General features: G+C 72.3%; 1 protein-coding gene. It reads left to right on the top strand.

Annotated elements, in window-relative coordinates; all coding sequences use genetic code 11:
• Positions 1 to 307 (top strand): ketoacyl-synthetase C-terminal extension domain-containing protein (locus GTW67_RS23835; protein ID WP_161166844.1); only part of this gene is annotated, 307 nt, incomplete at both ends.

Genomic DNA, 307 nt, shown 5'->3' with positions numbered 1-307 from the left:
ATGAAGATGGTGCTGGCGATGCGGCACGGCCTGCTGCCGCAGACCCTGCACGTCGATGAGCCCTCCCCGCACGTGGACTGGTCCTCCGGCGCGGTGCGGCTGCTGACCGAGCCGGCCCCGTGGGTGGAAGGGGAAGAGCCCCGACGGGCGGGTGTCTCCGCCTTCGGTGTCAGCGGGACGAACGCGCACGTGATCCTTGAGGAGGCTCCGGCCGACGAGGGAGAGCCGGTGGCGGAGCCGTCATCGGGTGTCTCGCCGGCCGTGGTGCCGTGGATGGTGTCGGCGAAGTCGGAGGCGGCGCTGCGGG

The sequence above is a fragment of the Streptomyces sp. SID5910 genome (assembly GCF_009862125.1).
Classification (GTDB): Bacteria; Actinomycetota; Actinomycetes; order Streptomycetales; family Streptomycetaceae; genus Streptomyces.
This window is presented reverse-complemented; position numbering and strand designations above follow the sequence as displayed.